An 18,549-nucleotide genomic window follows, 5' to 3' on the forward strand; every position below is an offset into this window, starting at 1 on the left:
GCCGACAAAGGTCGTCACCAGGATGATCGCCAACGCAATCGCCGAAAGTGACGTCAAGAAGCGCACCGCCCATTCGACCGGAGTCGAATGGGACAGGCCACACTGCTTTTGCGTTGACGAGGCGTCAGTCATTCTTCAACGCTTCAACATAGGCGCGAGCCGGCGCGCCGGTTGCCTCGACTTCCGCGATCACCTTATCCACGGCCTCGGCAGAAGCGGCGTTGAACTTGGCGATCTCGTCATCGGAAAGCGTAATGAGTTCCTTGCCCTCAGTCTTGGCGAAGCCCTCAAGCGCGGAGGTTGCAACCTCTGCCCACGCCTTGTGGCCATTGCGGGCTGCGTCCTGGCCTGCCTCGAGCACGACCTTCTGCTGGTCCTCGGACAGTTCGTTGAAGCTGTCGCGGTTCATCACGAGGAAGAACTGTGAAATCGACGTGTCCATGCCAACAGTGATGTACTTGGTGACCTCCGCCAGACGGAACGCCTGAAGCGTCGTGGTGTCAATCATCGCGCCGTCGATGACGCCCGTCTGCATCGAGTTGTAGACGTCAGATGCCGGCATCGAGACCGGCACGCCGCCCCAGGCTTCAACGACCAGACCTGCGTTGCGCGATGGCACGCGGATCTTCATGCCCTTGAGGTCTTCGAGGGTACGGATCGGTTTGTTAGCCGAGAACAACACGTTCGGCTGGTTGATCCACAACGAGACGAGCTTCGCGCGGCGATATTCCTTCGCGAGCAGATCCTGCGCCGCGATAAGCGACTCCGTGCCGTTTTCGGCGTCAATCACACCCGGCAGCTCGGCTAGCAGCGTCAGCGGGAAAGTGGACGCGGTATAGCCAGGAAGGCTGAAGGCGAGATCGGCAACGCCGTCGACAGCCCGGTTATATTGCTCAGCGGGGCCAGGTCCAAGTTCTCCGCCCATGTAGGTTTTGAGGGTGACCTGGCCATCGGTGCCAGCTGCGACGGCCTCACCGAACGGCTTGAAAACCTTTTCAAGGACGAAGTGGGTGGACGGATGGAAGTCCGCAAGCTTCAGCTCTTTGGCCGATGCTGCGGATGAAGCGAGAAGGCTCGCGGCCATCATCGCCGCCGTAATCATCTTGGGAAACATGCGTACCTCCTAAACAAGTCTGCCCCCAGGCAGATTGCCAACCATGAGGGCAACCGTACCGTTCACCGCATCGCGGCGACTGATCGGTCATCCTTGGATGTGCCAGACAGCAGGTTCAGCCGAACTGGCAATCGACGCCCATTAGTCGAAAGGGCAAATCGCTGGCAAGAGTAAAGGCAGCGAGCAAATCGTTTAATTGCGTATTAAATCGCTGACATTCAGGAAATATCGATAAAAAAACCGCAGTGCGCCAAGCAATAACGTTAGGTAACTCCAGCGGGAGTTGTCGTTACGTCAATTTTATACACATTTTAGTTATCTACATGCGGACGTAGCGTAAGAATAAATGGGTGACGTAACGGGAGGCGCGCGCGATTAAGGGCGCGCTCATGGCTGTGACAAATTCGAGTTCTGATGGAAAAGGCGGGGAGGATGCCTGTCGAGCGCAGGCGAAAGCCTGAAACGAACACAAAGTTCATTTGCCATAAACGGCGAGCGGCGGCCGAACGAAGTTCGACCGCCGCATCTTGGGAGGTAACTATTAGATATTAGAGCCGGGGGGACATCGGATCTGTGATCCGGTGCGCCTGGAAGGTCTCCGGCAGGGGTGTCAATTCAATGGTCTCGACGATTCCTGCTACAGTGAACGCGTCGCCCTCAGCAAAGGCACGTGCGTCCTCCAGCGTTTTTGCTTCAAGGATGCCAAAGTTCCCGGCGGTCTCGCCATTTTCTTTGAGAATCGCAGAGCCGATCAGCACGGATACGAGACCGTTTCCGCCTGAGCTAACCCAGGCGCGATGAGCGGGGCGGTGTTCGTCGCGGGCAGCATCCTGGCCTGGCTTGTGCAGGCATTTCATCAGAACAAACATGATCAGGCCGCGTTCTCGAGGACAACCATGCCAGCACCGGTCATCGATGCGGGAGCGTAGTAGTGCTTGTGGACGAGGTCGACCTTCTCGTTCATCGCGGCGCGCATGACGAGCCACATGATGAGTTCTGCGCCTTCCGAGCCGAACTGCTCGACATAATCCTCGCGGGTCATGTTGCGGTAGTGCTCAGGGTTAGACGCGATGCCGTCTAGCCAGGCGCGGTCTGCTTCCTGGTTGATGAAGCCGGCGCGCGCGCCCTGCAGCTGGTGCGACAGCCCACCGGTGCCGAGAATGACGACCCGCTCGTCGCCCGGCCATGACTCGATCGCCTCGCGCAGCACCTTGCCCATTTCCCAGCAACGCTGCGGGGTCGGGATCGGATACTGGATCGTGTTGACCCAGATCGGAACCACCTTGACCGGCCACGTCTCCGGGCGACCGAAGAACAGCTCCATCGGCACCTGCATGCCGTGGTCAACTTCGATCTCGCGGCAGACCAGCGGGTCGAAGTGACGCTCGACAAGCTTGTCAACGAAATGCCAGGAGAAGTCCGTAGCGCCCTCAAAAGGTGGGATGGCGCGTGGACCCCAGCCCTCATCGACCGGGTTGTAGGTATCGGCGACGCCGACCGCGAAGGTCGGAACACGGTCAAGGAAGAAGGTGTTGCCGTGGTCGTTGAAGACCACCACTGCGATGTCGGGCTTGGCTTCCTTCACCCATTCCTTGCCGGCTTCATAGCCGTCGAAGAAAGGCTTCCAATCTGCGGTGTCGCGCAGACCCTTGTCGAGTGCAGCACCAATGGAAGGAACATGGCTGGTACCCAGCCCACCAATAATCTTAGCCATTTGCACGCTTTCCCAGGCGTTCGTAGAGGAAGTCTTCGTGGCTCATGCCAGCCTGTGCCGCGCCGATCTTGGTGATCGGGGTCGGGTCGATGGCAGAGATCTTCAGGATGAAGAAGAGGTTGCCGCCAAGGCGTACCATCTCATGCCAGTCACGGGACATGACGGCTTTCTTCTCTTCAGCGGTGAGGCGGAAGCGATCGAGATAGGCTTCCTCGTTCTCCTTGAAGGCTTCGCGGTTGGCGGCTTGGCCAAGGGCCATCGCCATCTTGTTGATCCTGTAGCCCCTGATCGACCCGGAACGGTCGAACAGCGGCGTGTCGGGAATGCTCTGATTAGCCATTCTTATATCCAAACCTCCGTTCGAGCCACGAAACGATCTGGGAGGTGACCGCCTCTGGCTGTTCAACCGGCGCGAAGTGTCCGGCGTCCTCGATGATCGCCAATTCCGCATCCGGAACTACGTCAGCGATTTCCTGATGCTGCGCGATCGGGCTCCAGCCGTCCTGGCGGCCAGTGAGAAGCAGGATCGGGCAGCTTATCTGCGAAAGATATTCCGTGGCGTTGGGGCGGCCGATAAGCGCCTTGATCTGGCGCTCGTGAACGTCGGGACCCGCACGCAGGACCATTTCCTTTAGTTTCGCCACCAGGTCCGGATCGTTTCCGCTCCGCTCCGGATGCATCATTGGCGGCAGCCACACATCGGCGAGCGCCGCCATGTCCTTATGGCCGCGCTCGATCATCTCATAGCGCTTCGGCAATTCGGCATCCCTTTTGGGGCCGTGGCCGGTATTGGCGAGCACGAGGCCGCGTACCCTGCTTGGCGCGATGCGGGCCATTTCGAGCGCAACGCGCCCGCCCATCGAGTGGCCGACGACGATGATTTCACCCGCAGTCTCTTCAAGGAGCCGCTCGGCCATCGCGGTGATGGAATCGTCACGGGTCACGTCAGCATGGTGCGAGGGCAGCGGTGCCGCATCGGCCACTGGCTGCCAAACGATCGAGTCCGAGATCAAGCCCGGTATCAGAACGAGCGTTGTCAATGTTCACTCCCTTAACTGGAGGTGAGATACATGCTGTATACAACGTCGTCAATGCGTCGGCGTGTTCCGGTTGAATTTTGCAGAATTGAACGCAGGGGAAGCAATTCTGTATCCAGAGATACACCGCCTCGTGGACAATGGAGTCAGCAGAGGCTTCCGCCCACCGTTAATGGTTCACCCGTGAAAAACGCGCAAAAAAAATGGCCGGTCATGGGAGAGCCGGCCGAGTTGGCTATGGACAAAGGACCGGTGGGGAGGGGCAAGCCGCCGATCCGGCACATTTTCTGAGAGGTCAAGATCTCGTGCCTGACCTACGAACCAGCGCACGCCGTGATTGTTCCATATGCAATTCCCAGGAGTGGTCACGGGAGCCGGTGCCATGAGGCGGGCCGGCTCGATGAGCTTGGGGAAGGTCAGCGAAGCGGGTGATCTTCGACGCGAGCCTGTTTGGAAGCGCGAAGATCAAGGGCGACGATAGCGCCAGCCTTTACCTGCAGAATATTAGAGTACCGAGATCATGCCGCCGTCGACATAGATGATCTGACCGTTCACGTAGTCGGCAGTCGAGGAAGCAAGGAACACGGCGGTGCCGGCAAGTTCCTCCGGTTTGCCCCAGCGGCGTGCAGGTGTTCGACCTTTGACCCAGGCATCGAATTTGGGGTCGTTTATCAGCGCCTCGTTCATATCGGTGAGCATGTAGCCGGGGCCGATGGCGTTGGCCTGAATGCCGTGTGCTGCCCATTCGGCAGCCATCGCCTTGGTCAGCATCTTGATGCCACCTTTGGCGACCGTATAGGGGGCGACGGTTGCGCGGGCGAGTTCGCTCGTCAGCGAGCCGATATTGATGATTTTGCCGTAGCCACGCGCCGCCATGCGCTTTGCCGCTTCACGGCCTACCAGGAAGGCGCTGGTAAGGTTCGTGTCGAGCACGCGTTGCCAGTTTTCTGTTTCAAGCTCCAGCATCGGCTTGCGGTACTGGATGCCAGCATTGTTGACGAGGATGTCGACGGCGATGCCCTTTTTGTCAAAATCCGCGAAAGCTCTGATGACCGAGGCTTCGTCGGTGACATCAAACGCGGCTAGGTCGACGTCGTATCCCTCTCCTCTCAAGGAGGATGCAGTTTCGTCGAGGCGCTCAATATTGACGCCGTTGATGAGGAGGCGTGCACCGGCATCGCCGAGACCTTTTGCAATGGCAAGGCCAAGGCCGCGGGATGAGCCGGTCACCAGGGCGGTCCGGCCCGTGAGATCAAATGGGTTGGTTCTGTTCATATCTCAAAGCTCCGAATTGCGGCTGGTCAGGTCTGGGCGATCGAAGATCGCTGGCTGGAGTTCGGTACCGAGGCCCGGCCCCTCCATTGGCAGGACGTGGCCATCAACGACCTTCGGAAGCTCGGTAACGAGCTCCTTGTACCAGCCAGTATAAAAGGCGCGCACGGATTCCTGGATCATGGTGTTCGGTTGAGAAAATGAAGAATGTACGGCAGCTACATAAGCCACGGGCCCGGTGCAGTCGTGCGGAGCGTAGGGTCGGTGATAAGTGTCGGCGAGTGCCGCGATCTTGCGCCCTTCGGTCAGGCCGCCCGTCCACACCAGATCGGTCATGACGATCCCGACCGCGCCGGCCTCCAGCATGTCCTTGTAGGGGAAGCGCGAGCCGAGTGTCTCCGATGCACAAATCGGAACGCTTGTCGACGCTGCCAGCTCCGCCAGCGCAGAAACGGAGTTCATGCGGATCGGATCTTCGTACCAGGTAGGGTCGAAGGCTTCCAGCTGGCGGGCGATGCGCTTGATCGTAGGCAGGTTCCACAGCGAGTGGAACTCGACCATGATCTGCATCTTGTCGCCAACGCGCTTGCGGATCTTCTCAAAGGGCTCAAGCGCAGTGCGCATCTGCTCGCCGGTGATGAAGCGACCATCATTCTCGATCGCGGCCGGATCAAACGGCCAGATCTTCATCGCCGTGATGCCGTTTTCGAGGAGGTTTTCCGCCAAAGCGCCTGCATCAGTCATGAACGCCTCAAGGTCCTCATAAGGCCCCTCGCCTGCCCGAAGGTTCCAGGTGTCCACGGGCTTGATCTTGTTCGAGCGGACATAACCGTACCCGGCGCACGTGTTATAGACGGGGATGGACGCGTGGCAGGTGCCGCCCAGCATCTGATGTACCGGAAGGTCACAAACCTTGCCGAAAATGTCCCACAGGGCGACGTCGATTGCCGAGGCTGCGCGATATTCCGCGCCGGTCGAGGCCTGTGCCAGCGGCAGGTTCACCATCTCACGTGACAGCGCTTCGATATGAAGCGGACTTCGGCCCAGCAGGCGATGCGAAAGCACGTCGTGGATATGCGCTTCCACCGAACCTGCGCCATAAAAGGTTTCACCGAGACCGGTGATCCCTGCATCTGTCTCGACATGGACCCAAAGGACATTGGCGAACTCTGCCAGTCGAAAGGTTCGGATGGCCGTAATTTTCATGGATCAGCTCCGGAAGGCGGCTTCGGCGGAGATCGCCGGCGAGCGTTCTGTATGCGAGGTTCATGGATCAAGATACCAAAGGGATCGACCACGGTTGGCACGGGGTCGATCAGGGATTCGTGCATCGATTGCGGATTATGGTAACACCACAATGCGCTGGGATTCATGAACGAACTTAGGGAAAGGCGTTTGATTAAAAGTTCAATCCGCCGATGAGTTGGAAACGCATCTTGTAACATCATGGCAAGAGTCAAGAATCGGCTAAGCTGATGAAGAAACTTTTCTACGAAAGAGAGGTGCCTTCTTGATGAGGAGGGCAGCGTTTTGGAAGTAACATCTTCGTCCTGGTGATATATTTTCATTTTGGCACGGAGGGTCCGGGTGTACGCTTATCAAATGAAGATATATCGTAGAGGACGGTCATGGCTGAGCAGAGAGTTCCCACCAGGCGCGATGAATATTGTGCGTTTCGGGTGCTGACCACTCGCTGGCTCGACAACGATATTTATGGGCATCTAAACAATATCGTGCACTACGCGCTCATCGACAGCGCCGTGAACGGGTGGCTGATCGAGCACAAGCTGCTTGATCTTCACCGCAGCACGCAGATCGGCGTGGTGGTTGAAAGTGGTTGTCGGTATTTTTCCTCCATCGCCTATCCGGATCTCGTCACCGCAGGTATCCGCGTTTCCAACATCGGAAACACGTCCGTCCGCTATGAGATCGGGCTGTTTCGGAATGATGAGGATGTTGCCTCGGCAGAGGGATATTTCGTCCACGTCTACGTTGATCGGGACAGTCGGGAGCCACTTCCATTAACGCAGACTTTCCGGGCCGCTGTTGAAACTTTGCAGCGGTGAAAACAATTTCATTTCTGGGTGGAACCTAGACCCTCTCAGTGCATTGGTCGGCCAACAATCGTCACAGGCTTCCAATGGAGCAACCCATGCCGGGTGGGTCCGATCTCACACCGTCCGCTGATGAAATTGTTGCCCTCATACCGGCCCTGCGAGCGTTCGCCCGCACCTTCCGGAAAATTCCTGATGACATTGATGGTCTCGTCGAGACGACGCTGAGATTTGCAATCGCGAACCTCGACGAGTTCAGCCCTGGCCTTGGCATGCGGACCTGGTTGCTCTCGGTCATGCGGGAGGCGGCCAAAGTTCCGTACTCACCGACGAGGGCAAGGGCTGATGGCGACGGTGCTGATCCGAGACCGTCGTCCGAAGCTGAGCGGCAGATATCCGCAGTGATCGATGAACTGGCTACGCCCCTGCGCGAGGTGGCGATGCTGGTGGGGGTATTAAGCCTGCCGTACGAGGAAGCCGCCGTAATCTGCGAGTGCTCGGTTCGAACAGTGCAGGAGCGGGTCGCCGAGGTTGAGCGGGCCCTTTCCGAGAAAGCAACCGGTGTCAGCTTGTACGAAGTCGAAGAGTAAGTCTGTTGTTTGAGATCGGGAGGGGGTGCCGCCTCCCGATCATTTCAAATCAGGACGGCTTGGTGTCAAGTGCGTGGAGGATACCACGCAGCTCAGCAAGGCCGCGCAGGCGACCAATTGCCGGATATCCGGGAGTGACCGTCTTGTTCAGGTCGTCCAGGATACGCTGACCATGATCCGGTCGGAAGATGATGTCCTTTCCGGCTTCACGCTTGCGGTCCTCCGCGACGAGTTCCTTGAGAACTGCGACCATATCGACGTCACCTTCGAGGTGGGCGCTTTCGTGGAACGATCGGCCATCGCCCTCGCGTTTGGTGGCGCGCAGATGGGCAAAGTGGATCCGCGAGCCGAACCGTCGCGCCATCTCGACCAGATCATTGTCGGCGCGAACTCCGAGACTGCCAGTGCAGAAGCACATTCCATTCGCCTCTGACGGAACTGCGTCGAAAAGAGCAGCATAATCGTCGGCAGTGGAGGCAATGCGCGGAAGACCGAACAAGGAGCGCGGTGGATCGTCCGGGTGCAAAGTGAGCTTGACGCCCCTCGCCTCTGCTGCAGGTGTGACGGCAGCAAGAAATTCAATCAGGTGCTGGCGAAGCCTGCCCGCGTCGATGCCTCGATAGGCTTCCAGCTTGTCGCGGAATTCAGGAATCGTGAGCGGTTCCGTCGTCGAGCCCGGCAGCGCCGAAGTGATATTTCGGGTGATTTCCGCAATCTCTTCGTCGGTCATTTCTTCGAACACTTCGCGGGCGCGCTCGATGTCCTGTTGTGAATATTCGGCTTCAGCGCCCTTACGCTCGAGAATGAAGAGATCAAATGCAGCAAAGCGTTCGTGATCGAAACGCATGGCGGTCGACCCGGTTGGTGTCACGTAATCCAGTTCGGTACGCGTCCAATCAACCACCGGCATGAAGTTGTAGCAGATGACCGGGATGTCGCAGGCTGCAACCGCTTCAAGGCTCGCAATCCACGCTTCGATCTCGTCTTTTGCCTGTCCGCCAAGGCGCTTGACAGCATCCGGGATCGGAATGCTTTCAACCACGGACCAGACGAGTGGAGGCCGGCCGGCCGGCGTGGTTTCGATCAGTGATTTCCGCTCGGCGACCTCCGCCTCAGTCCATGCCCTTCCAATCGGGACCTCATGCAACGAGGACACGATATTCGTTGCGCCAGCCTGGCGAACCTCATCGAGGGTAACCGGTGCGTTGGGCCCGAACCATCTCCAACCTTGTCTCATATTATCCTTGTCTCCGGTGTTTAGCGGCCTGCTGTGGGGTCAGCAGAAATAGTCAGGGTGACGAGCGGAGAGTTCCGCCACATCGGGAATCACGGTGCTCAGATGATGAAGCATTGCCTCGCGCGCCGCGGCCAAATCCTGTGCTGCGATGGCGTCCCGGATCGTCACATGCTCGTCGACAATCTGATGCATGCGGCCAAATACGGGCACAGACAAACGCCGCGCACGGTCAATCTGGACTTTCACAGTCCGCAGGAGCGTCCAGATGCCGGGATAGCCTGCAAACTTCGCAATCGCCCCGTGAAATGCCTCATCTTCCTCGTGGAAACCGGACGGGTCGTCCAGGGCTGCGAACTTCCTTTGCCGCTCTATGATGGCATCGAGTTCGGCAATGTCGTCGTGCGTCGCTTTCTGAGCGAGCGCTTCGACAGTCACCGTTTCCAGCGCCTTGCGAACGACCACAGCTTCCGGAATGGCCGAAACAGGAACGCGCGATACAACTGTCGCGGATTGCGGAAAAATATCGACGAGGCCGCCTTCGGATAGCCGCAAGATTGCCTCGCGAACCGGCGTCCGGCTGACGCCAAACTCCTCCGCTATGCGCTTCTCCTGCAAGGATGCGCCTGGCGCGAGACGGAGGGCCACGATGTCGTCGTACAGCTGATTGTAGATTGCGGATGCGGCAGTAACGCGACGCAATTGCAACTGGCGTGACGGGCGGGCGCCCTGTGACTCTGTTGTCATGCTGGTGTCGCGCGCGTCTGACACGAAGGTTCCTCTCCTCAGCTGCCGAACTGGTTCGATCGAAGGGAAACTCGCTCAGCGCAGTTAGTGGATACTAGTATATTAATTTGGACGTTATGCCAAGGGACGTTCGCTGGTTTGCTGCAGCAATTGTCCGGCTCAATGTTGACTGATGGGTCCGCCTTTGCAGCGAAGGCGGTTGGGGAGATTGTTGTGGATCGCGGTGGCGGCTGTCGCAGCCTGACCGAACGCGACGGCAATCTGGTTCAGCGAATGCACCACGTCGCCGGCAGCGTATACGCCTTCGACAGTCGTCTCCTGCCGCTTGCCGACAAGAATGTGCCCCAGATCGTCTCGTTCGATACCCAAGGATCCCGTGAGGTGCGATCGGACCTTGCATCCAAGCGCTGGATAGATCACGTCGAAGGCCTCGCCTTCCTCTGGACCGATTGCCACCAATCCCTCAAAGCTGCTCTCGAAAGATAGTGCAACGGCGATACGGATCCCGTTTCGGCGTGCTTCCTTCTCGAGGGCCACTTCCACAGGGTTTCCTTCTCTTGCGATAAGAGACACGTCAGAAGAGTAGCTTCGTAAAAAGATGGCTTCACGCAGCGCGTGCTCATCGCTGCCAATCACGCCGATCTTAAGGTCGCTTGCTTCGTATCCGTCGCAGACCGGGCAGAGACAAAGCGCCTTGCTACGGATATTGGCTTCGATGTCGGGTATGTTCGGTTCAACGTCAACGACGCCGGTGGCGAAGAGGATCGTGTTGGCAAGAAACTCGGTGGACCCGCACGAGACGCGAAACGACGGATCCATTCTTTCGATCGAGTCCGCGATCCCTTCAAAAAGTTCAATCTCGTAGCGATCGACTTGATCGCGCAGCCGCCTCAATAGATCCAATCCGCTTATTCCATCCGGGAAGCCGGGACAGTTTTGAATTATCGGAATGCGGCGTGCACGGCTCTCGCCTGCGTCAATAAGCAACACGCTGCGTCGAAACCGCGCCAGATACGTCGCGGCGAGAAGTCCAGCCGGTCCGCCGCCAATGATGATGCAGTCGAAGAGCTTCGCTGGTGGCTTCATTTGCATACGCGCGATGATGGGTGGCGGACGTGAAAAGGGGCGAGGCTGGAAAGCCTCGCCCCTTGGAGCTTGGGGTTTAGTAGGATTGAACCTTGGCGCAGAGCTCTTCCATGCTAGCCATGTCAGGCATAGCGGTTGCGGATGCGCCGCCAGTGGTTCCACCTGCCGTGCCGCTCATCGAGCTGTCAGCCGTGCTACCCGTGGTGCTGGAGGTTGCTGTGCTGTCAGTTCCGGTGGTCGCTGATCCGGAAGCGGCGGTATCGGTGCTCGTTCCGCCGGTCGCTGCGGTGCCGCCGCTTGCACTGTCGGTGCTGGTGGTCCCGGTACCGGTGGTTGCGCCACCCGTCGTGCCAGTTCCCGTTGTTCCGCCAGCGCTCGCATATTGTTGGCAGTCGCTGCGAAGTTGAGCCTGTTGCTCAGTGCCAAGGGCGTCGAAAGCAGAGCGGACTTCCTCGTCTCCGCGGAGCGAGCCATCATTGAAGAAGGCATCCTGCGAAGACTGATCCCATTGGAAGCCAGCTGCTTCGGACCCGCCGCCTGCTGCGCCGGTCGTCGTGCTCGTGCCGGAAGTCTGCGCCATGGCCAGACCGCCGCTGACGAGAACGATGGCACTTGCAGTCATGAGCTTGTTGAACATGATTGTTTCCTTCCTGTATGGGTTGGTTGTTCTTGCGATACCCGTGCACCCTCCCAACAGGGTGTGCGAACGATTGTTCCAAATCGCCGGCGTCGGCTTGAATCGCTGGAAAATGTCGTCAATCCGAAGTCGGCCGCCGCTGTTGACAGGAAAAATCAGTTGAACCGCGTGAATTATGTCTTGATCGGGCAAGTTGCTGCACTGGGACCGGAGGGCGTACCGAGTGGCATCAACAAATGTCCGGTGAGCAGAAGCGTTGAGGTCCTACACGAGGGAATTGCGGGAGACGCACAGGGAGATCTGAAGGTACACGGCGGCCCGGAGAAAGCTCTGCACCACTATCCCATGGAGCACTACGCGGTCTGGCGTGAGCGCATCGGCCCTCACGCGCTGCTGACTGCCCCAGGCGCATTTGGCGAAAACCTCTCCACCTTCGGTGTCACGGAAAAAGATGTCGCCGTCGGTGATACGTTTCGTCTCGGGAGCAGCTTGATCCAGGTGAGCCAGGGCAGGCAGCCCTGCTGGAAGCTCAATCTGCGTTTCGACGTTCCCGCAATGGCGACTGATGTTCAGAAAAGCGGAATGACAGGCTGGTACTACCGTGTCCTCGAGGAGGGAATGGTCGCGCCCGGCAGCGATTTGATCTTGATAGACCGTGTTGCACCTGAGTGGACGATTGAGCGCCTGTGGCGTGCTCTTTACGTCAATACGATGAACCTCGAGGAACTTGCGGCGATTGCCGAGCTACCTTTCCTTCCCGAAAAATGGCGAGGATATGCTGCGCGTCGACTGGCCTCGCGCAAAGTAGAAGATTGGTCTTCCCGCCTCACAGGCAAACGATCCTAGGCGTCGCGACCTTCCCGTGGTGACGAGGACGCGGCGGGCGTATGTCATCGCCAGGCAATTATTGCATCGCGTTCAAAAATTACGTGGTTCGAGGAACCTCGAGCGTTCCTGCGCATTTCGTGATGTGGGGCAAGGGGGCGTCAGCACGCGCACAGGGAGAGGACCGTGGCCGGAGAGACTGATCACGCGACTGCGACGGCTAAGTCGGAGGTCGTTGAACTCATACCGGCCCTGCGAGCGTTTGCCCGTACTTTTTACAAGGATCCGTCAGCCGCGGACGATCTTGTACAGGAAACACTGATGCGGGCGCTCGCGAGTATCCATCAGTTCCGACCAGGAACGGCCATGAAATCATGGTTGTTCACAATCATGCGGAATGCTTTCTACACCAAGATCAAGATCGAGACCCGTGAGGCTCCTGGTGCGGCTGATTGCGCGTCGTCGCGCCCGGCGACCAATGCGACTCAAGAATGGTCTGCGCGAGGGCGCGAGATTGCTGAGGCGATCGAGCGCCTGCCTGAGCAGCAGCGTGAAGTCATTATGCTTATAGGCGTCCTCGGTGTTTCCTACGAGGAGGCTGCTCAGATCTGCGAATGTGCGATCGGAACGATCAAGAGCCGGCTAAATCGAGCGAGACAGCGATTACTGGAAGAGCTTGGAGAGGATTCGCCAGATGCTTCCTGGGAGCAGGATCAGGCGCATCCGGTGGAATCCATTCCTCAAAATCGCGTGGGTTAGCGTGACGCTGCGGCAGTGCTCGGTAGCGGAAATGTCCCAAAATCTTCGTAATCAGACAAGACGGCCGCCAATTTTCAGGCTGTAGATATGTCGGGACTCGCGGGACATCTCCAATAAGCTCCCAATTCTGGGACGAAGGAGGTGTTCATGAGCAAGGTTCGACGCGAGATCACACGCAAGCTTCGTATTCTTCAACATGCTGAAGAGACCGGTGACGTTTCGAAGACCTGTCGATATTTTGGCGCCGAGGAGAGCCTTCAGCAGAAGGATCTAAGCCCGCCATCATGTGCCGTCAGGAGAAAAAATCGCCCTCGGCCTGAGCCGAGAGGGATTTGTCGTTAAGAAGGACTATTTCGCGTCGAGTTGCTTCACGTGCTCTGCATGTCGTTCGATGACCGGTGCGGTCTTTTGCGCGTGAGCCTTTAGGGCTTCCTCGTCGCCATTTTCAGCGTAGCCTTCCATCAGTGCCAAAGCTTCTTCGTGTGCGGCGACTTGGGCGTCGATATAGGCAGCGTCGAATTCGGTGCCTGACAGGCTCTCAAGGCTTTGAAGCTGGGAGGAATGTTTCTCGTCCATCCCCCCAGGCAGGGAGACGCCGGCGGATTGGGCCGCTGCCGCCAGTTCTTCACTCGCCTTGGTGTGGTCGGCGATCATCATATTGGCGAATTCTTTCACCTCTTCGCTTTCTGCCAATTCGCGCGCAAGTTCGCTGGATGAAATTTCGAACATGTCGGAGCTGGCGGCGGTGGCCACGAACTCACTCGCGCTCATCTGTTGAGCGAGGCCGGGGGCCGAAAGTGTCAAGATGAAAGCGGCGGCGGTAAGCAAACGGGTCTTCATGGAGAACTCCCTGTGCGTCCAGTTGGAACGTGCTTGGTAGGCGAACCCAACCGAAAGGCCGTCGCGATGTTCCACGGCTCGTGGAACCAGAATCAGGCCGGGGCCGCGCCAGCAGCACCCTGCCCGCTCATCGTTTATGAGTCAGTGTCCCAGCACTCTCTCGATCGCGTCCGGTCGATCGTGTTCTGCAAACTTGTCCATGATGGTTGTGCTTGCCTCGTTCAGGCCGATCACGGAGGCGCTGATGCCGTTCTTGCGAAACTTGACTACGGCCTTGTCAATCGCGTTGACGCCTGTCAGGTCCCAGATGTGTGCTCTGCTGACATCAACGATCACGTCATCGATCTTCTCGTCAAAATCAAAGGCGGCGAGAAACTCATCCGCTGATGCGAAGAAGAGCTGTCCGATCACCCGATATTCCCGCCGTTTGCCGCTTTCCGACAGTGTCGACGTGACCTGAAAGATCTGAGCGACCTTCCAGGCAAAGAAGAGACCGGAAAGCAACACCCCGACCCCCACACCCAGCGCCAGATTGCTCGTTCCCACGACAGTTCCAACTGTTGCGAGCATCACGACGCTCGATCGGCGCGGATGGCGGGTGAGATCGAGAAGAGAACGCCAGTTGAAGGTACCGACCGAGACCATGATCATGATTGCCACAAGGGCAGGCATCGCGATCAGGCCAACGAGATCGCCGAGCACCATCAGGAGGAAGAGCAAGAACGCTCCCGCAGTGAAGGTGGAAAGGCGGGTTCGTCCTCCGGACTTTACGTTAATCACTGACTGGCCAATCATGGCGCAACCGGCCATCCCGCCAAACAGGCCGCTCGCTATGTTGGCGATGCCCTGCCCGATGCTTTCCCGATTTTTGTCGCTGGTTGTATCTGTCATCTGGTCGACGATTGATGCAGTCAGCAGGCTTTCAAGCAAACCAACTGCCGCCACCGCGACGGACGTCGGCAGGATGATCCACAGCGTTTCGAAGTTAAGCGGCACCTGAGGCCACAGGAGCACAGGCAGAGCGTCGGGCAGCTCCCCGAGGTCGGCGACAGTGCGTACATCGACGCCCTGCCATATCACGAAGCCAGTCACGACAAGGATTGCGATGAGCGGCGAAGGAACTAGCTTCGTGAGGCGCGGGAACAGGTAGATGATTGCCAGGGCAAGTGCGATCAGCACGTAAGTTTGCCATGTGACGCCGATCAGCTCCGGTAGCTGGGCCATGAAAATGAGGATCGCAAGAGCGTTGACGAAGCCTGTCATGACAGAGCGGGAAACGAAGCGCATGACCTGACCGACCCGAAGCCAGCCGGCGAGGATCTGGATGGCGCCTGCAAGAATTGTCGCTGCAAGGAGGTATTGAAGGCCGTGCTCGCGTACCAGAGTGCCAAATAGCATCGCGGTTGCCGCTGTGGCGGCGGAGATCATGGCGGGCCGGCCACCTGCGAACGATATGACGATCGCTATGACGACTGACGCGTAAAGCCCGACGCGGGGATCAACGCCAGCGATAATCGAGAAGCCGATGGCTTCGGGAATGAGCGCAAGCGCGACGACGATGCCCGCGAGAATGTCAGCCCGGATGTTAGACAGCCAGTTACGCCGAATTTTATCAAATATCATGGTCATTTCGGGAAGCGACGAGCCGGCGCGAAGGGGCGCCAAGGGATTCGCATCTTAGAAGGTCCGGCGGATTGGCGGCCGGAAGAGCCACCCGGATTTTCACCGGGTCCAGATGAGTACAGCGCTAATAGCGCATGTGGAAGGGCGGGTGCAACCGGTCGCCACGACGTCTCGTCTGATGCTGGCTCAGACGGCGATCGTGGCAGCGCGCAAACCCTTGTCCGGCAAGGCATAGCCGGCTTTGCCAGATTGGTAATATTCGAGCGGGATGATTGGCTAAATGTCGGCTCGTAGGGAGGGTTTTCTCAGATGATCCGGGGATGCTTTTGGCAGGAAGCGAGCAAGTCGGGTTGCCTAACGATTTAATATCTTTATAAGGACGGCACACTGACCTTTCGCCAACCTTCGGCGCCCTGCGAGATATATGTCCGCGGGTCAGTTTTCTATTGCAGCAACTCTCGCTGCTGTCTTGTCCAAATCTGGACGTTACTTCCTCTGGGTCTGACAAAACGGTCGTCTTTCCCTCAGACGGTACGAATTGAGTAAGAACAGAAGCAAACATGCAACTTCAACAATTAGGTACGCCCCTTACGATTTTTCTCCTGATCATGTTTTTTGGTGCCACGTTCGTCGTTACGCTTTCCATCGGAAAGAAGAACGAGAACGCGGACGCCTACATGACGGCGGGGAACAATGTGGGCTTCGGCGTCTCTGCCGCTTCAATGACGGCGACGTGGATCTGGGCATCATCGCTCTACGCCTCCGCAACCTCTGGCTACACCTATGGCGTCTCCGGGCCGATCCATTACGGGCTCTGGGGTGCGCTGATGATCCTCTTCATTTATCCCTTCGGAAGGCGCATTCGTAAGTTGGCGCCGAATGCGCATACCTTGGCCGAAATTCTGCATGCGCGTCACGGGCGCGCCAGTCAGCTGATCCTTGCCGGCTCCAATGTCATGGGCAGTCTGCTGAGCCTTGCATCGAATTTCATCGCTGGCGGTGCCCTGATTTCGATCGTCTCGCCGCTCTCGTTCTCTTCCGGCGTTTTGATTACGGCTGCGGGTGTCCTTCTCTATACGCTGTGGTCGGGCCTGCGAGCCTCGATCTTGACCGACTTCATTCAGGTCTGCGCCATGCTCGGCGCTGTCGTCATCATCGTTCCTGCTGTCTTCCTGGCCTCGGGCGGAATTGGCGTATTTGAGACCGGGCGCAGCAACCTGTCGCCGGAACAGCTCGATTTCTTCTCATCCGACGCCTTCTTCAATCAGGGCGCGCCTTATATCGCGGCCGTGCTGGCCTATGCGATCGGCAACCAGACGATTGCGCAAAGGCTTTTTGCCGTGCGTGAAGACAAGATCAAGATGACCTTCTTGACCGCGACTGTCGGTTATGGTGCGACCGTGATCGGTGTCGGGATGCTTGGGGTGCTCGCACTTTATCTGGGCGTCGAGCCGATAAATGGAGACATGAACAACCTGGTGCCGCAGCTTGCAGCAAGCTATCTCGGCGTCGGCTTCATGTGCCTCTTCTTCATCATGATCATCGGTTCGATGGCATCCACCGCCGACAGTGATCTTTCTGCCCTGTCATCGATCATGATGACGGACGTCTACGGTCGCAACATTGCAAAACCCGGCTGCGCGAATCCGAAGCACATGCTCTTCATTGGGCGGGTGACGATGATCGTGGCAACAGGCATCGCGGTCTACATCGCGTCCAATCGCCTCAACATCCTGGAGCTTCTGGTTCTGGTTGGCGCGATTTGGGGCGCACTTGTGTTTCCGGTCATTGCCAGCTTCTACTGGCCCCGCGTCTCGAATCTCGCATTTACCAGTTCAGTGCTTGTAGCGCTTGCCGTCTTCTTCCCGGTCCGGTTCGGCTTTGTCGAGCTGACTGGAGTGTCGGCATATGTTGCGGACGTGCTGGCTGTTTTCGGGGTGGGCATCATTGCCGGGCTGATGGTGTTCGGCTTTCTTGGTGCTCGTATCGGTATTGCGGTCGGTGTAGTCATTGCCGCTATCTCGATGCCCTACGGGATCGGCTTCTTGCACACCTATCCGGTGCTGACCGCGTCGTTACTGGCATATGCGGTTAGTGCGCTTGTCTGCACTGCAGTATCGCTCGCCAACAAGGTTGAGTTCGACTTCAAGCAGATCAGGCAGGCGACCGGCAATTTCGATGAAGAACCAGTTCTGAGCTAAGGAGGCGTCAAATGTCAGCTGAATTCATGAGCGTTTACCTGTTGATCTGGCCGGTCATTGTGGCCGGTGTGCTGGCGGTTCTCGTTAGGGCTTTCTTCAAAGAGATGATGGCCGCACGACGCGAGGGCCGTCCGATAATCTGACAATCGTCGACTGCAATAGATTGACGAATAATGCGCCGGGGGTCCTTCCCCGGCGCAATGCGTTTTGGAAAAGCTTGAGCGATTTTCTATCTCAGGTTGAGGGCAGTTTTCGAACGGGAGATGGGATCATGACCCTCGACGAAATCACCTCCATTCTTGGACCCGTCGACGCGGGTTTTGCAGCGGAACTGGTTGCCACAGGCGCCAATGCAGATGAACTTCGGGAAGCCTTCAACTGGCTAAACAATGATGAGGCTCTAATTAGCGAGGGCCGTCCCTCGCCAGGCGCGAATATTGCCAGGTTGATTGAAATGCTAGAGCCGACCGAGGATGTCGAATGACAAAATTGTCATTCTGACAAATTTGTCATTGCGATGATGGGGCGGCTGATTTAGCTATCGTGCATGGACGTCATGCACCAGCAGCAGCTTCCCAAATGGCAACGGATGTAATGAAGCCGAATCCGACCATCGCTCGCGCACCGCAAAGGCGCGCCGGGAACAGATGCGTCGACGCCTGATAGAAAGCGCGATTCTTGTCTTCGCCGAGCAAGGGGTCAACTCGGCAGTTATTGGTCAGGTGACCAGGCAGCCGGCGTTTCGCGCGGCAGCTTTTACAATCATTTTCGTACCAATGATGATCTCTGCGATGCTGTCTGCCAGGACATTGCGAA

At 57.8% G+C, this 18,549-nt stretch carries 21 protein-coding genes and 1 other annotated feature; of the genes, 8 read left to right on the plus strand and 13 right to left on the minus strand.

What is annotated here, in order from left to right:
- Positions 1 to 124 precede the first annotated feature (124 nt).
- The 7 genes from IOD40_RS12905 to IOD40_RS12935 form a co-directional block, all read right to left on the minus strand.
- Positions 125 to 1,114: a TRAP transporter substrate-binding protein gene (locus tag IOD40_RS12905; RefSeq protein WP_198476956.1), complete on the minus strand. Its 990-nt coding sequence runs from the start codon at positions 1,112 to 1,114 to the stop codon at positions 125 to 127.
- A gap of 548 nt (positions 1,115 to 1,662) precedes the next feature.
- Positions 1,663 to 1,983 (minus strand): YciI family protein, encoded by a 321-nt coding sequence (locus IOD40_RS12910; protein WP_198476957.1) that lies wholly within the window; start codon positions 1,981 to 1,983, stop codon positions 1,663 to 1,665.
- 2 nt (positions 1,984 to 1,985) lie between these two features.
- Positions 1,986 to 2,828 (minus strand): class III extradiol dioxygenase family protein, encoded by an 843-nt coding sequence (locus IOD40_RS12915; RefSeq protein ID WP_198476958.1) that lies wholly within the window; start codon positions 2,826 to 2,828, stop codon positions 1,986 to 1,988.
- Complete coding sequence (locus tag IOD40_RS12920) at positions 2,821 to 3,168, minus strand: extradiol ring-cleavage dioxygenase (RefSeq protein ID WP_198476959.1); 348 nt, start codon at positions 3,166 to 3,168, stop codon at positions 2,821 to 2,823. The genes IOD40_RS12915 and IOD40_RS12920 overlap by 8 nt, the downstream gene beginning before the upstream one ends.
- Positions 3,161 to 3,868 carry an alpha/beta fold hydrolase gene (locus tag IOD40_RS12925; RefSeq protein ID WP_198476960.1) on the minus strand — a complete coding sequence of 236 codons (708 nt, stop codon included), beginning with the start codon at positions 3,866 to 3,868 and terminating at the stop codon, positions 3,161 to 3,163. Before IOD40_RS12925 ends, IOD40_RS12920 begins: the two co-directional genes overlap by 8 nt.
- A 501-nt stretch (positions 3,869 to 4,369) precedes the next feature.
- Positions 4,370 to 5,140: an SDR family oxidoreductase gene (locus IOD40_RS12930; RefSeq protein ID WP_198476961.1), complete on the minus strand. Its 771-nt coding sequence runs from the start codon at positions 5,138 to 5,140 to the stop codon at positions 4,370 to 4,372.
- A gap of 3 nt (positions 5,141 to 5,143) precedes the next feature.
- A complete protein-coding gene (locus IOD40_RS12935) occupies positions 5,144 to 6,343 on the minus strand; it encodes a mandelate racemase/muconate lactonizing enzyme family protein (RefSeq protein ID WP_198476962.1) in 1,200 nt (399 codons plus the stop codon).
- A 422-nt stretch (positions 6,344 to 6,765) separates the two neighbouring features.
- Here IOD40_RS12935 and IOD40_RS12940 point away from each other — a divergent pair, with 422 nt between their 5' ends.
- A complete protein-coding gene (locus IOD40_RS12940; protein WP_198476963.1) occupies positions 6,766 to 7,203 on the plus strand; it encodes an acyl-CoA thioesterase in 438 nt (145 codons plus the stop codon).
- 86 nt (positions 7,204 to 7,289) lie between these two features.
- The gene (locus IOD40_RS12945; protein ID WP_198476964.1) at positions 7,290 to 7,781 is read left to right on the plus strand and encodes a hypothetical protein; all 492 of its coding nucleotides are present in this window, start codon (positions 7,290 to 7,292) and stop codon (positions 7,779 to 7,781) included.
- A 49-nt stretch (positions 7,782 to 7,830) separates the two neighbouring features.
- Here the strand turns inward: IOD40_RS12945 and uxuA are convergent, their stop codons facing one another.
- The 4 genes from uxuA to IOD40_RS12965 form a co-directional block, all read right to left on the minus strand.
- Positions 7,831 to 9,018 (minus strand): mannonate dehydratase, encoded by a 1,188-nt coding sequence (gene uxuA / locus IOD40_RS12950; RefSeq protein WP_198476965.1) that lies wholly within the window; start codon positions 9,016 to 9,018, stop codon positions 7,831 to 7,833.
- A 39-nt stretch (positions 9,019 to 9,057) separates the two neighbouring features.
- The gene (locus tag IOD40_RS12955; protein WP_198476966.1) at positions 9,058 to 9,762 is read right to left on the minus strand and encodes a GntR family transcriptional regulator; all 705 of its coding nucleotides are present in this window, start codon (positions 9,760 to 9,762) and stop codon (positions 9,058 to 9,060) included.
- Positions 9,763 to 9,921: 159 nt separating this feature from the next.
- Positions 9,922 to 10,848 (minus strand): NAD(P)/FAD-dependent oxidoreductase, encoded by a 927-nt coding sequence (locus IOD40_RS12960; protein WP_198476967.1) that lies wholly within the window; start codon positions 10,846 to 10,848, stop codon positions 9,922 to 9,924.
- 76 nt (positions 10,849 to 10,924) lie between these two features.
- Positions 10,925 to 11,485 (minus strand): hypothetical protein, encoded by a 561-nt coding sequence (locus tag IOD40_RS12965; RefSeq protein ID WP_198476968.1) that lies wholly within the window; start codon positions 11,483 to 11,485, stop codon positions 10,925 to 10,927.
- Positions 11,486 to 11,644: 159 nt separating this feature from the next.
- Between IOD40_RS12965 and IOD40_RS12970 the strand changes: the two genes are divergently transcribed.
- Positions 11,645 to 12,331, plus strand: coding sequence for an MOSC domain-containing protein (locus IOD40_RS12970; protein ID WP_233713974.1), 687 nt, complete (start codon positions 11,645 to 11,647; stop codon positions 12,329 to 12,331).
- 165 nt (positions 12,332 to 12,496) lie between these two features.
- Positions 12,497 to 13,069 carry a sigma-70 family RNA polymerase sigma factor gene (locus tag IOD40_RS12975; RefSeq protein WP_198476969.1) on the plus strand — a complete coding sequence of 191 codons (573 nt, stop codon included), beginning with the start codon at positions 12,497 to 12,499 and terminating at the stop codon, positions 13,067 to 13,069.
- Between the two features lie 348 nt (positions 13,070 to 13,417).
- Here IOD40_RS12975 and IOD40_RS12980 read toward each other — a convergent pair whose 3' ends face one another.
- A complete protein-coding gene (locus IOD40_RS12980) occupies positions 13,418 to 13,909 on the minus strand; it encodes a DUF4142 domain-containing protein (RefSeq protein ID WP_198476970.1) in 492 nt (163 codons plus the stop codon).
- Between the two features lie 141 nt (positions 13,910 to 14,050).
- Positions 14,051 to 15,532 carry a SulP family inorganic anion transporter gene (locus tag IOD40_RS12985; protein WP_198476971.1) on the minus strand — a complete coding sequence of 494 codons (1,482 nt, stop codon included), beginning with the start codon at positions 15,530 to 15,532 and terminating at the stop codon, positions 14,051 to 14,053.
- A gap of 57 nt (positions 15,533 to 15,589) precedes the next feature.
- Positions 15,590 to 15,645, minus strand: a sequence feature (sul1 is cis-regulatory element that is thought to sense ions involved in sulfur or methionine metabolism; They are found in Alphaproteobacteria).
- On the opposite strand from IOD40_RS12985, the gene IOD40_RS20220 reads away from it, so the two are divergent.
- The 4 genes from IOD40_RS20220 (at position 15,645) to IOD40_RS12995 (ending at position 18,217) form a co-directional block, all read left to right on the plus strand.
- The gene (locus tag IOD40_RS20220) at positions 15,645 to 15,767 is read left to right on the plus strand and encodes a hypothetical protein (RefSeq protein WP_267905091.1); all 123 of its coding nucleotides are present in this window, start codon (positions 15,645 to 15,647) and stop codon (positions 15,765 to 15,767) included. It overlaps the preceding feature by 1 nt.
- Positions 15,768 to 16,140: 373 nt before the next feature.
- The gene (locus tag IOD40_RS12990; protein WP_210336901.1) at positions 16,141 to 17,733 is read left to right on the plus strand and encodes a sodium:solute symporter family protein; all 1,593 of its coding nucleotides are present in this window, start codon (positions 16,141 to 16,143) and stop codon (positions 17,731 to 17,733) included.
- A gap of 11 nt (positions 17,734 to 17,744) precedes the next feature.
- Complete coding sequence (locus tag IOD40_RS19875) at positions 17,745 to 17,876, plus strand: putative transporter small subunit (protein WP_210336902.1); 132 nt, start codon at positions 17,745 to 17,747, stop codon at positions 17,874 to 17,876.
- Between the two features lie 128 nt (positions 17,877 to 18,004).
- Positions 18,005 to 18,217 carry a hypothetical protein gene (locus IOD40_RS12995; protein WP_198476973.1) on the plus strand — a complete coding sequence of 71 codons (213 nt, stop codon included), beginning with the start codon at positions 18,005 to 18,007 and terminating at the stop codon, positions 18,215 to 18,217.
- The last annotated feature ends 332 nt before the right edge of the window (positions 18,218 to 18,549 follow it).

Origin of the sequence: Aquamicrobium zhengzhouense (assembly GCF_016124105.1) — a bacterium.
In the GTDB taxonomy this organism is placed as follows: domain Bacteria; phylum Pseudomonadota; class Alphaproteobacteria; order Rhizobiales; family Rhizobiaceae; genus Aerobium; species Aerobium zhengzhouense.

Bases quoted from the DNA above. Each gene is read 5' to 3' on its own strand.
- IOD40_RS12905 (WP_198476956.1), bottom strand. From the start codon at position 1,114: ATGTTTCCCAAGATGATTACGGCGGCGATGATGGCCGCGAGCCTTCTC.
- IOD40_RS12910 (WP_198476957.1), bottom strand. From the start codon at position 1,983: ATGTTTGTTCTGATGAAATGCCTGCACAAGCCAGGCCAGGATGCTGCC.
- IOD40_RS12915 (WP_198476958.1), bottom strand. From the start codon at position 2,828: ATGGCTAAGATTATTGGTGGGCTGGGTACCAGCCATGTTCCTTCCATT.
- IOD40_RS12920 (WP_198476959.1), bottom strand. From the start codon at position 3,168: ATGGCTAATCAGAGCATTCCCGACACGCCGCTGTTCGACCGTTCCGGG.
- IOD40_RS12930 (WP_198476961.1), bottom strand. From the start codon at position 5,140: ATGAACAGAACCAACCCATTTGATCTCACGGGCCGGACCGCCCTGGTG.
- IOD40_RS12935 (WP_198476962.1), bottom strand. From the start codon at position 6,343: ATGAAAATTACGGCCATCCGAACCTTTCGACTGGCAGAGTTCGCCAAT.
- IOD40_RS12940 (WP_198476963.1), top strand. From the start codon at position 6,766: ATGGCTGAGCAGAGAGTTCCCACCAGGCGCGATGAATATTGTGCGTTT.
- IOD40_RS12945 (WP_198476964.1), top strand. From the start codon at position 7,290: ATGCCGGGTGGGTCCGATCTCACACCGTCCGCTGATGAAATTGTTGCC.
- uxuA (WP_198476965.1), bottom strand. From the start codon at position 9,018: ATGAGACAAGGTTGGAGATGGTTCGGGCCCAACGCACCGGTTACCCTC.
- IOD40_RS12955 (WP_198476966.1), bottom strand. From the start codon at position 9,762: ATGACAACAGAGTCACAGGGCGCCCGCCCGTCACGCCAGTTGCAATTG.
- IOD40_RS12960 (WP_198476967.1), bottom strand. From the start codon at position 10,848: ATGAAGCCACCAGCGAAGCTCTTCGACTGCATCATCATTGGCGGCGGA.
- IOD40_RS12965 (WP_198476968.1), bottom strand. From the start codon at position 11,485: ATGTTCAACAAGCTCATGACTGCAAGTGCCATCGTTCTCGTCAGCGGC.
- IOD40_RS12980 (WP_198476970.1), bottom strand. From the start codon at position 13,909: ATGAAGACCCGTTTGCTTACCGCCGCCGCTTTCATCTTGACACTTTCG.
- IOD40_RS12985 (WP_198476971.1), bottom strand. From the start codon at position 15,532: ATGATATTTGATAAAATTCGGCGTAACTGGCTGTCTAACATCCGGGCT.
- IOD40_RS20220 (WP_267905091.1), top strand. From the start codon at position 15,645: ATGAGTACAGCGCTAATAGCGCATGTGGAAGGGCGGGTGCAACCGGTC.
- IOD40_RS12990 (WP_210336901.1), top strand. From the start codon at position 16,141: ATGTTTTTTGGTGCCACGTTCGTCGTTACGCTTTCCATCGGAAAGAAG.
- IOD40_RS19875 (WP_210336902.1), top strand. From the start codon at position 17,745: ATGTCAGCTGAATTCATGAGCGTTTACCTGTTGATCTGGCCGGTCATT.
- IOD40_RS12995 (WP_198476973.1), top strand. From the start codon at position 18,005: ATGACCCTCGACGAAATCACCTCCATTCTTGGACCCGTCGACGCGGGT.